Source organism: Staphylococcus sp. HMSC062A01, from assembly GCF_001836805.1.
Classification (GTDB): domain Bacteria; phylum Bacillota; class Bacilli; order Staphylococcales; family Staphylococcaceae; genus Staphylococcus; species Staphylococcus haemolyticus.
Map to the genome: position 1 here is coordinate 52,530 of NZ_KV830643.1, position 12,386 is coordinate 64,915.

The following is a 12,386-nucleotide window of genomic DNA, read 5'->3' on the forward strand; positions in this document are numbered from 1 at the left end:
ATTTAATTTTTACTATGCATATCGCTATAAATAATTAGATGTGATTATTAAACGTTAAATCTAAAGTGTACGATATCGCCATCTTGCATAATGTATTCTTTACCTTCTAAACGTTGTTTACCCGCTTCTTTAGCACCTTGTTCGCCACCATGCTCAACATAGTCATCATAACTTGTCACTTCGGCACGGATAAATCCACGTTCAAAGTCAGTGTGAATAATACCTGCACATTGTGGTGCTGTCATACCTTGTCTGAATGTCCAAGCACGCACTTCTTGTACACCTGCAGTAAAGTATGTTGATAAACCCAATAAATCATATGTTGTTCTGATAAGTACGTCTAGTCCTGGTTCCTCAATGCCTAAATCTTCTAAGAACATTTCTCTATCTTCGTCATCTAATGTAGCGATTTCTTCTTCGATTTTTGCACTAATAACGATAACTTCAGAATCTTCTTTCGTTGCATATTCTCGAATTGCTTTTACTTTATCGTTATCTTCATCACCAATCTCGTCTTCTCCAACATTGGCAATATATAACATTTTCTTAGACGTTAGTAATTGTGCTTGGTTAACGTATCTTTGATCTTCTTCATTGAAGTCTAAGCTACGTACAGGATCACCATTTTCAAGTGCTTCTTTGATTCTAGACAGAATTCTCATTTCCATTTCAGCAGTTTTATCTTTTTGACGCGCCATTTTTTCAATTCGAGGCAAACGTTTCTCAACAGATTCTAAGTCTGCTAATACTAATTCCATATTAATAACTTCAATATCATCTAAAGGATTTACGCGTCCTGATACGTGCGTTACATTTTCATCATCAAATGCACGTACAACTTGGCAAATTGCATCTACTTCACGAATATGTGAAAGGAATTTGTTTCCTAATCCTTCACCTTTAGAAGCACCTTTTACAATACCTGCAATATCAGTAAACTCAAAAGTTGTAGGAATAGTTTTTTTAGGTTCAACCATTTCTGTTAATTTATTTAAACGTGAATCTGGCACCTCTACGATACCTACGTTTGGATCAATTGTTGCGAATGGATAGTTAGCGGCTAACGCTCCCGCTTTAGTTATTGCATTAAATAATGTAGATTTACCTACGTTCGGTAATCCTACGATTCCTGCTGTTAAAGCCATTAATCATTCTCCTAACCTTCAGTATCTTGATTTGATACTAATATTTTCTTTAATTTTTTATTGAACGTTTGACGTGGAATCATAATACTTCGTTGGCAATTCTCACATTTGATGCGAATATCAGCACCCATACGAATAATTTTAAATCGATTAGTTCCACATGCATGTTGCTTTTTCATCTCTACTATATCATTTATTCCATAATTTGACGTCATGAAATTACCCCTCAATAATAATTAAGATTTTCCTTGTTGATTATTATTTTTAATATAAATTGGTTGTGGTAATTTAATACCTTCTTGAACAAATACTCTTTGAATTTCTTTACGTAATATTCTTGAGCCGGATGCACCTTCACCTGGAATGGTTTCAGCAGATATTCTAAACGTTACTTTAGTTTCATCCAACGAATCAATACCTTCTACGACTGGATCAGTGATAAATAAGTAATATTTGCTGCGCATTGCAGTAAATAGTTTATTTAGACGCTTTTCTACCTTGTCTAAGTTTTCTTCTACAGATACCGGAATTTCTACTATAGAGAAACCATTGGTAATAGAGAAATTAGTAATTTCTCCCATACTACCATTTGGTAAAATCGTTAATTCACCAGTGATTGTGTTAATTCGCGTTGATCTTAAGCCAATAGATTTTACTGTTCCTTCTGCTACTGTTGTACCACCGCTATTGATTTTAACATAGTCCCCAACATCAAATTGATTTTCAAATATAATAAAGAAACCAGTTATGATATCTTTAACAATCGTTTGAGCACCGAAACCAACCGCTAAACCGACGACACCGGCACTAGCGATGATACCTTCAACACTAATTCCAAATTTACTTAAGATAGTAGTAATCACAATGAACCAAATAATGTAGCTCACTACGTTTTGCACAAGAGAAATAAGCGTTCGAGAACGTTTCTTATTGCCTTTGCTACTGCGATTTTGAATTTTAAATGCTTGTTCAATTACTTTGTTTAATATTGCTATGACGATAAGTGCAACAATAATATATATGATAATTAATGCTATTTTAATAGCTAAATTTTCATATGTTTCTATTTTAGTTAACGGTTCAAATAATGAAGACAATACATTTTTGACCTGATTCATGTAATAGTAACCTCCCTATTCAACTTTTTTATAATTAAATTATTATACTCATTTATTGCGCAATATGTATCCGTCTTAAGCTTTATTTTATTACTTATTTCCTTGGCAAAGCCTAAGATGTAACACATCTTAACTCACTCTTTCATAGAATATCACTCTATCAATACGATTGATTACGTATCATACTTCGTCATTGAGTTTTTGAATGAGTCGTTTAAATTCTTCTTCTGTTTTGAATTCAAATGTTATTTTACCTATATTCTTGCTAGTTGAAATGTCTACTTTAGACCCAAACTTTTCTTTCAGTCGACGTTCTTGCTTTTGAATGAATTTAGGTTTTATTTGCGTTGTTGCTTTGCTTTTTTTAGACTGCCCACCGTCTTGTAATTCATTTACAACCTGTTCAAGATATCTAACACTCCAATTTTCACGTATGGCTTGTTGGCTTATCTTTTTCATCATAGTGACATCTTTAATGCCTAACAACGTGCGTCCATGTGCACTAGATAACGCACCTTCTTTGACTTGATTCGAAATGTCTTTGGGTAAATTTAGCAATCTTAGCATATTTGCGATATATGGTCGTGATTTGCCTAGTCGTTCCGCTACTTTTTGTTGTGTTAATCCTAAATCATTCATGAGGCGCTGGTAACTTTCAGCTTCTTCAATGGCATTGAGATCTTCTCTTTGTAAATTCTCGATAATTGCTAATTCCATCATGTCAGAATCGGACAATTCTTTAATAATGGCAGGTATCTCGGTTAACCCTGCTAATTGAGATGCTCTAAATCGTCTTTCGCCAACTACTATATAGTAGCCCTGTACAGTCTGACGCAATACAATGGGCTGTAATACACCATGAGTTTGTATTGACGTTGCTAAATCACTCAATCTATCATCGTCAAATGTTTTACGAGGTTGATATGGATTAGCTTTAATTTTAGAAAGATCAATTTTTTGAATTTGTTCATTTTGACTTATCGCCAATCGCTCATCTTGCTTATGACTCACTATTTTCACCTCTCTAAGCCATTATTGATATCGTATTTGAAGCATTATCTAAGAACTAGTCTTTTACAATCACAACAAACTTACTTTTACACTATAAATTCAATGGCGTGCATTTTTTAATACTTATTTATTTTAAAAAATATAGAATAGGTTTAACAAGTAGATTAGAAAAATGTAATGAAAAAATTAAATTTTTTTATATACAATTATCGCTATGCTATCAATACTTAAAGCGTTTTCTGAATCACCTTTATAATTTTAATTTTCAGAAAAGTTGTTGACAAATGTAATTTAGGTCTGTAAGCTATGAATTAACTTAAAAAAACACAAATTACACACTGTAATAAGGAAAGTAGAACTTACACTGCTAATACAGAGAGTCTCCAAAGCTGAGAAGAGACATTGAAAGAAAGTTTGAAAATGGCCTTTGAGTGTTGATGCCAATACGAGGTGTCAACGGGTTCGCCCGTTATAGCGATACAGTATTAACATTTATTGTTTAATGGCGTACTGGAATTCTAGACGTCGCTAATCATCGTTAATACTCATTTACTTATAATCAAGTTAAATGAGTTTTTTAATGTGTCCCTTTCATTCGACTAAAGTGTTACATAACGATTAAATCAGCGTCCACTATCTCAGTACACTTTTATTCATAAAATGGCGTACTGTTTGAGGTTACTTTAGCAATAAAGTAATAAATAAAGGTGGTACCGCGAAACAGGCTTTCGTCCTTTACATCCGATGCATATCGGGTTTAAAGGACGGAAGCTTTTTTTATTGGACAAAAAATGAATGGAGGATTTGACATGAAAGATACTCAATTAGCACAAATATCATTAACTAAAGATATTACTGGCGCAATAGCCAATCCTATCTATTTGTCTACTGCATATCAGCATCCTCACCTTGGTCAGTCAACAGGCTATGATTATACAAGAACAAAGAATCCAACACGTTCTGCATTTGAAGAATCCTTTGCGAAATTAGAAGGAGGCATTGCTTCATTTGCCACTTCAAGTGGCATGGCTGCAGTACAACTCATATGTAACTTGTTTCAACCAGGTGATGAAATATTAGTCGCTTTCGACTTATATGGTGGTACATTTAGATTATTTGACTTTTATGAAAAACAATATGGTATCAAATTTAAATATGTTGATTTCCTAAATTATGAAGAAGTTGTTAACGCTATTACGACCAATACAAAAGCACTTTTCATAGAACCTATTTCGAATCCACAAATGATCGAAATTGACGTTGAACCTTATTACATCTTAAGTCAACAGCATGATCTATTAACAATTATCGACAACACGTTTTTAACACCTTATTTATCCACGCCTTTAGAAGACGGTGCTGACATTGTACTCCATTCAGCAACTAAATATATTGGTGGTCACAATGATGTATTGGCTGGGGTTGTATCTGTTAAAGATGAATCATTAGCTGAGCAACTTGGGCAATTGCATAACATGATTGGAGCAACATTGTCTCCTATCGATAGTTATTTATTACAACGTGGCTTAAAAACATTACATTTACGTATTGAACGGTCAGAAGCAAACGCTAAGAAGTTAGCCGAGCGATGTAAAGTTTCTAGTGCAATAGACGAAGTACTATACAGTGGTAAAACGGGCATGCTGAGTTTACGTCTAAATAAAGACTTTAGCGTTGCTAAATTTTTGGAAAATTTAGAAATCTGTATCTTTGCAGAAAGTCTAGGTGGAACAGAAACATTCATTACTTTCCCATACACACAAACGCATGTCGATATGCCGGATGAAGAAAAAGATAAACGTGGCATAGATGAACACCTTATACGCTTATCTATTGGTATTGAAGATTATAACGACATTGAGTCAGATATTTTACGAGCATTGGAGAATTCTAAAGTAGGAGTGATTTCATGAGCTTATCAAAAGAAACCGAAGTTATTTTTGATGAACACAGAGGTGTAGATTACGATTCAGCTAACCCACCACTTTATGACTCTTCAACATTTCATCAAAAAGTGCTTGGTGGCAATGCAAAATTTGATTATGCCAGAAGTGGCAATCCAAACCGCCAACTTCTTGAAGAGAAATTAGCAAAACTTGAAGGAGGACAATATGCATTTGCGTACGCCTCAGGTATCGCAGCAATTTCAGCGGTATTACTAACATTAAAAGCAAATGATCACGTCATTCTTCCTGATGATGTATACGGTGGCACATTCAGACTTACAGAACAAATTTTAAATCGCTTTGATATTCAATTTACGACTGTTAATGCTACACAACCTGAAGAAATTGAGCGTGCGATTCAGCCGAATACCAAACTCATCTACGTAGAAACACCATCCAATCCTTGTTTCAAAATTACAGATATACGTGCAGTAGCAGCGATTGCTAAACGTCATCAATTACTTTTAGCAGTAGATAACACATTTATGACACCGCTGGGTCAATCACCACTTGCACTTGGCGCTGATATTGTGGTTCATTCAGCTACTAAATTTTTAGGTGGCCACAGCGATATTATCGCAGGCGCTGCCATTACAAATCGTAAAGACGTCGCTGATGCATTATATCTTTTACAGAATGGTACGGGCACTGCATTGTCAGCACATGATAGTTGGACATTAGCCAAACACTTAAAAACATTACCTGTGCGGTTTAAACAATCAACATCAAATGCGGAGAAACTTGTAGCATTTTTAAAAGAAAGAGAAGAAATTGCCGAAGTATATTATCCAGGAAACAGTTCATTACACTTATCACAGGCAAATAGTGGTGGTGCCGTGATTGGATTCCGATTAAAAGATGAAACGAAAGCACAAGACTTTGTAGATGCTTTAACTTTACCCCTAGTTTCAGTAAGTCTTGGGGGTGTAGAAACGATATTATCTCATCCAGTCACAATGTCACATGCTGCTGTTCCTGAAGATGTTCGAAATGAACGTGGCATTACCTTTGGCTTATTCCGATTAAGCGTAGGTCTAGAACAACCTCAAGAATTAATTGCTGACCTCAACTACGCATTAAAGGAGGCTTTCAATGAGTCGATTATTGAATCAATTACAGAACAACGTTTTAGTAGCTGACGGTGCAATGGGAACAATTCTCTATTCAGAGGGTTTAGATACATGTCCAGAAGCTTATAACTTAACACATCCAGAAAAAGTAGAGTCTATACATCGTTCTTATATAGAGGCCGGTGCCGATATTATCCAGACCAACACGTATGGTGCTAACTTTGAAAAGCTAAGACGCTTTGGCTTGGAACATAAAGTAAAGGACATTCATAAGGCAGCTGTAGCCATCGCAAAACGTGTCGCACGACCTGATACTTTCATACTTGGCACAATAGGTGGTTTCAGAAGTTTACAGCAAGAGGAATTGCCTTTGTCCACCATTCAGTATCACGCTGAAAATCAAATCGATACACTTGTTGAAGAAGGTGTTGATGGGTTATTGTTCGAAACTTACTACGACTTAGAAGAACTGACAAATATTGTTACAACAACACGTCGAAAGTACGATATCCCTATCATTGCGCAATTGACCGCATCAAATACGAATTACTTAGTCGATGGCACTGAAATCAATAAAGCTTTACAGCAACTAGTTGCCTGTGGCGCCAATGTTGTTGGATTAAATTGCCATCACGGTCCACGCCATATGCAACGCTCATTTTCACATATTGAGTTACCAGAAACGGCTTACTTATCATGCTATCCAAACGCAAGTTTACTGGATATTGAGAATAGCGAATTTAAGTATAGCGATAATGCACAATATTTCGGAGATGTCGCACAAGAACTTATTAATGAGGGTGTGAGATTAATTGGAGGATGTTGTGGCACAACACCACAACACATTGCGTATATCAAATCATCTGTAAAAGATTTAAAGCCTGTTAAAAATAAAAACGTCATTCCAATTAATCGTCAGACAAATCGAGCAGTCACACATACGTATAAACATAATTTAACAACAAAAGTTAAAAACAGACCAACAGTTATTGTCGAACTTGATACACCTAAACATTTAGATACAGATCTCTTCTTTGAGAATATTGGCAAACTTGACGAAGCGAACATTGATGCTGTTACCCTCGCTGACAATTCACTTGCTACTGTTCGTGTTAGCAATATCGCTGCAGCGAGCATCATACGCCAACGTTATAACATTGAACCCCTCGTGCATATTACATGTCGAGATCGTAATTTGATTGGCTTGCAATCACACTTACTTGGCTTATCGCTTATTGGTGTTAATGAAATTTTAGCGATTACAGGTGACCCTTCAAAAGTAGGCCACCTACCCGGTGCCACGAATGTCTACGACGTAAATTCAAAAGGATTAACCGAATTAGCATTAAGATTCAATCAAGGTATTAATACTGATGGTGATGCGCTGAAGAAACATACAAACTTCAACATCGCTGGTGCATTTGACCCTAATGTACGCAAACTTGACGGTGCAGTAAAACGCCTTGAGAAAAAAGTAGCTGCCGGTATGAATTACTTCATTACACAACCTGTGTATAGCAAAGAAAAAATTAAAGAAGTATATGAGGCGACGAAACACCTTAATGTCCCTCTATTTATAGGTATCATGCCTATCGCAAGCTATAACAATGCACTTTTCCTACATAACGAAGTGCCTGGTATTAAAATGTCTGAAGACGTATTAAGCCAATTTAAAGCAGTAAAAGATGATAAAGAAAAAACAAAAGCATTAAGTTTGAGACTTTCTAAAGAATTGATTGATACAGTGCATGAGTATTTCAATGGTTTATACATTATCACACCATTCCAACGTATCGATTATTCATTAGAACTCGCAGCATATTCCAAAGCAATTACCCAAAACAAGGAGGCAATATCATGACAACAATTACAACTTCAAATTTAGGATTCCCAAGATTAGGTAGAAAAAGAGAATGGAAAAAAGCCATCGAGAGCTATTGGGCTAAAAAAATCGATAAAGCAGAATTAGATCAAAAGTTAAGTGACCTACATAGAGAAAATTTACTATTACAAAAAAATTATAATTTAGACAGTGTACCTGTTGGTGACTTCTCCTTGTATGATCATATTCTCGATACATCATTATTATTCAACATCATCCCTGAACGTTTCCAAGGTCGCGAAGTTAACGATGATTTATTATTCGATATTGCACGCGGTAATAAAGAACATGTCGCGAGTGCACTCATTAAATGGTTCAACACGAATTACCACTATATTGTTCCTGAATGGGATAATGTTGAACCTAAAGTGAACCACAACATTTTATTAGATCGCTTTAACTATGCGAAATCTCTTAACGTTAACGCTCACCCTGTGATTGTAGGTCCTATTACGTTTGTAAAATTATCTAAAGGTGGACATCAATCATTCGAAGAGAAAGTTCAAACACTATTACCTTTATATAAAGAAGTGCTTCAATCATTAATTGACGCTGGTGCAGCTTATATCCAAGTTGATGAACCAGTATTAGTTACTGATGAAAGCGAAACTTATGAAGCTATTACTAGAGAAGCTTATGACTACTTTGATAAAGCAGGTTTAGCTGACAAATTAGTCATTCAAACTTACTTCGAACGTGCCAATGTTAAATTCTTAAGTTCATTACCAGTTGGTGGTTTAGGATTAGACTTTGTACACGACAACGGTTATAACTTAAAACAAATTGAATCAGGTGACTTCGATTCATCTAAAACATTATATGCAGGTATTATTGATGGCCGTAACGTGTGGGCTGCAGATATCGAAGCTAAGAAAAAATTAATCGAAACGTTACAAGGACACGCAAAACATATCGTTATCCAACCTTCATCATCTTTATTACATGTTCCAGTATCATTAGATGATGAAACTTTAGAGCAATCTATCGAAGAAGGTTTAAGTTTCGCCACTGAAAAGTTAGACGAATTAGACGCGCTACGTCGACTATTCAATCAGAATGATAGCGCAAAATATGACGAATTGAAAGCACGTTATGAACGTTTCCAAAGTCAATCATTCAAAAATCTAGAATACGACTTCGATAGTGTACCGACAAGCCGTAAGTCACCTTTCCCTGAGCGTAAAAAAGCACAAGACGCACGCTTACACTTACCTGACTTACCAACAACTACAATCGGTTCATTCCCTCAAACACAAGAAGTACGTAAATATCGTGCCGATTGGAAAAACAAACGTATCTCTGATGAAGCCTATAATAACTTCTTAGAAAGTGAAATTGCACGTTGGATTAAAATCCAAGAAGATATCGGTTTAGATGTATTAGTGCACGGTGAATTCGAACGTAATGATATGGTTGAATTCTTTGGAGAAAAACTTCAAGGTTTCTTAGTAACAAAATTTGGATGGGTACAATCATATGGTTCACGCGCAGTTAAACCACCGGTAATATACGGAGATGTAAAATGGACTGAACCACTAACAGTCAAAGAAACTGTATATGCGCAAAGTTTAACTGACAAACCAGTGAAAGGTATGCTTACTGGCCCTGTAACTATCTTAAATTGGTCATTCGAACGCGTAGATGTACCACGTAAAGTCGTTCAAGACCAAATCGCTTTAGCCATTGACGAAGAAGTATTAGCGCTAGAAGAAGCGGGTATAAAAGTAATCCAGGTAGATGAACCAGCTTTACGTGAAGGTTTACCATTACGTTCTGAATACCATGAACAATATCTTGCAGATGCAGTAAATTCATTCAAATTAGCAACATCTTCAGTACAAGATGAAACGCAAATTCATACGCATATGTGTTATTCTCAATTTGGTCAAATCATCCATGCTATCCATGAATTAGATGCTGATGTTATCTCAATTGAAACATCACGTAGCCATGGTGATTTAATCAAAGATTTTGAAGATATTAACTACGATTTAGGTATTGGCTTAGGTGTTTATGATATTCATAGTCCACGTATCCCTACAGAAGATGAAATCGCTACAGCGATTGATCGTTCTTTACAACAAATTGATCGTTCACTATTCTGGGTTAACCCAGACTGCGGCTTAAAAACACGTAAAGAAGATGAAGTAAAAGACGCTCTTACTGTACTTGTAAATACAGTTCGTAAAAAACGTGAATCAAATAATCAAAATAAACCCGCGTAGGGAGGGAGCAGTACAGAAATCACTTGTGATTTCGTAGTACTGTCCCGGCACAGCTGACTAGAACTGAAGCGAGCTTTTCCTAAAGCGATGAGTCAGTTCAGTCAGCCACTGCCAAAATCAACATAGAATAACAATTACAATTGGAGGTATTGAACATGCCAAACTATCCATTATGGGATCAACTAAATCAACTGAAAGAAGCTGAATGGGTTGATTTAACACATACCTTTGACCCTGAAATACCTCGATTTAGTGAATTTGAAAAAGGTGAAGTTTCCACTCTTTTCACAGTCAAAGAGCACGGCTTTTACGTGCAACGTTGGAATATCGTCACTCAATATGGTACACACATCGATGCACCTATTCACTTTGTAGAGAATAAACGTTACTTAGAAGAGCTAGACTTGAAAGAGTTAGTATTGCCCCTTATCGTCTTAGACTTTTCAAAAGAAGCTGCAGAAAATGCTGATTTTATCGTCACACGTGACCATTTAGAGCAATGGGAAGCTAAAAACGGACGTATTGAAGAAGGCACGTTTGTAGCATTACGTACTGACTGGTCGAAACGTTGGCCAGATATTGAACAATTTGAAAATAAAGATTCTGATGGTAATCAACATTTACCGGGTTGGGGCTTAGATGCCTTGAAGTTCTTAGTCGAAGAACGTGGCGTAAAATCAATTGGCCACGAAACATTCGACACAGATGCGTCGGTAGATACCGTTAAAAATGGTGACATCGTTGGAGAACGTTACATTCTTGGACAAGATACGTTCCAGCTTGAATTGTTAACGAATTTAGACCAATTGCCAACGCGTGGTGGGGTCATTTATGCCATTAGTCCGAAACCGAAAGACGCACCTGGGTTCCCAGTACGTGCATTTGCGATTAAACCTTAAATAATGACACTTGAAGGCTTGATAACGAGCGATCAAAGCCAAATCTTTCCTAATATTATATAAAATCCTGTCACATCACCCATTACATTCTAGTATCGGGATGTGGCAGGATATTTTATTGATACGTTTTTATAATATTAATGATGTCTTCGTGAATATCCGGATGCGCGATAATCGCACCTTTAACATGATTTAAATCGATAGAGTTGCCTTGAATATCTGTTACAACTAACCCCAACTCTTTCGCATATAATATTTGTGCACTCATATCCCACAGGTTTGCTCCCATATCAATACTTGCACCGAAATCACCAGTGATTGTACGCAATGCACCAATGCCACCAGCGCCAATAAATCGAAAACCATGCGCATGTGAAATCAACGCTTTGAGTAATTCAGAACTCGCACGTTTAGGATCAATAGAAATCAAAGCATCGTTGAGATGATAATACTTGTCTACATAAAGTGGCACGCCATTAATCGTCACACCTTGACCTTGAACAGCTTTATATAATTTCTGTTGATAAAATTCATATGTATAGGCTAGTAAAGGCTCGCCATCGTAGAATAAACTTACAATTAAACAATAATCCTTACCTTGCTTAACAAGATTGGTTGTTCCATCAATAGGATCTATCGCCCAAGCATAACCACGATACATATCTACTTCACTGTTACTTTTTTCCTCACCCATAATCTGGTGTTCTGGATAATTTGCTTTAATAAGTTGAGTGAAATCCGCTTGAACTTCTTTGTCAATATTCGTCACTAAATCTAAGTCATGCTTTTTAGTTTCAACAGCCACATCTTGTAACATCACATCTACTTTTTTAGCAATATGCACTATCCATGTTTCAATACGATGGTCAATATCTTGAATGACATACACGCCCTTCTCACCTCTTACTTTCAGTTTAATAATTGCTTTTTTAATTTTAAAAAATTATCCTTTTTCAACTATACCTAAGATTCGTTAACCTATTAAGTTCTTGTATGAAGTTTATATGTTTTTTCTAATAAAATATCTATTAAATACTCTGCCATTTAATCATTTTCTTTAATAACACTATCTTACCACTAGATTGACAAG

At 35.9% G+C, this 12,386-nt stretch carries 10 protein-coding genes and 1 other annotated feature; of the genes, 5 read left to right on the plus strand and 5 right to left on the minus strand.

All coding sequences use genetic code 11. The features are described from left to right. Positions 1-47: 47 nt before the first annotated feature. The 4 genes from ychF to HMPREF2715_RS10260 form a co-directional block, all read right to left on the minus strand. Positions 48-1,145: a redox-regulated ATPase YchF gene (gene ychF, locus HMPREF2715_RS10245; protein ID WP_053019363.1), complete on the minus strand. Its 1,098-nt coding sequence runs from the start codon at positions 1,143-1,145 to the stop codon at positions 48-50. Between the two features lie 11 nt (positions 1,146-1,156). Beyond that, the gene (locus tag HMPREF2715_RS10250) at positions 1,157-1,360 is read right to left on the minus strand and encodes a DUF951 domain-containing protein (protein WP_011276871.1); all 204 of its coding nucleotides are present in this window, start codon (positions 1,358-1,360) and stop codon (positions 1,157-1,159) included. Positions 1,361-1,381: 21 nt separating this feature from the next. Then, entirely contained in the window at positions 1,382-2,263 is an 882-nt protein-coding gene (locus HMPREF2715_RS10255; protein ID WP_037551795.1) for a mechanosensitive ion channel family protein, read from the minus strand. 180 nt (positions 2,264-2,443) lie between these two features. Further along, positions 2,444-3,274: a ParB/RepB/Spo0J family partition protein gene (locus HMPREF2715_RS10260; protein ID WP_070840014.1), complete on the minus strand. Its 831-nt coding sequence runs from the start codon at positions 3,272-3,274 to the stop codon at positions 2,444-2,446. Positions 3,275-3,605: 331 nt separating this feature from the next. Continuing rightward, positions 3,606-4,013, plus strand: a binding site (T-box leader). Positions 4,014-4,083: 70 nt separating this feature from the next. Between HMPREF2715_RS10260 and HMPREF2715_RS10265 the strand changes: the two genes are divergently transcribed. The 5 genes from HMPREF2715_RS10265 (at position 4,084) to HMPREF2715_RS10285 (ending at position 11,296) form a co-directional block, all read left to right on the plus strand. Then, a complete protein-coding gene (locus HMPREF2715_RS10265) occupies positions 4,084-5,187 on the plus strand; it encodes a PLP-dependent transferase (protein ID WP_070840017.1) in 1,104 nt (367 codons plus the stop codon). Next, positions 5,184-6,359: a cystathionine beta-lyase MetC gene (metC, locus tag HMPREF2715_RS10270; RefSeq protein WP_070840019.1), complete on the plus strand. Its 1,176-nt coding sequence runs from the start codon at positions 5,184-5,186 to the stop codon at positions 6,357-6,359. The genes HMPREF2715_RS10265 and metC overlap by 4 nt, the downstream gene beginning before the upstream one ends. After that, positions 6,313-8,151: a bifunctional homocysteine S-methyltransferase/methylenetetrahydrofolate reductase gene (locus HMPREF2715_RS10275; protein ID WP_070840022.1), complete on the plus strand. Its 1,839-nt coding sequence runs from the start codon at positions 6,313-6,315 to the stop codon at positions 8,149-8,151. The genes metC and HMPREF2715_RS10275 overlap by 47 nt, the downstream gene beginning before the upstream one ends. Continuing rightward, positions 8,148-10,397: a 5-methyltetrahydropteroyltriglutamate--homocysteine S-methyltransferase gene (gene metE / locus HMPREF2715_RS10280; RefSeq protein WP_037551806.1), complete on the plus strand. Its 2,250-nt coding sequence runs from the start codon at positions 8,148-8,150 to the stop codon at positions 10,395-10,397. Before HMPREF2715_RS10275 ends, metE begins: the two co-directional genes overlap by 4 nt. A 155-nt stretch (positions 10,398-10,552) precedes the next feature. After that, on the plus strand, positions 10,553-11,296 hold the full coding sequence (locus HMPREF2715_RS10285; protein WP_049426411.1) for a cyclase family protein: 744 nt from the start codon (positions 10,553-10,555) through the stop codon (positions 11,294-11,296). Positions 11,297-11,411: 115 nt separating this feature from the next. On the opposite strand, the gene HMPREF2715_RS10290 is transcribed toward HMPREF2715_RS10285, so the two are convergent. After that, complete coding sequence (locus HMPREF2715_RS10290) at positions 11,412-12,185, minus strand: inositol monophosphatase family protein (RefSeq protein WP_070840025.1); 774 nt, start codon at positions 12,183-12,185, stop codon at positions 11,412-11,414. Between the last annotated feature and the right edge of the window lie 201 nt (positions 12,186-12,386).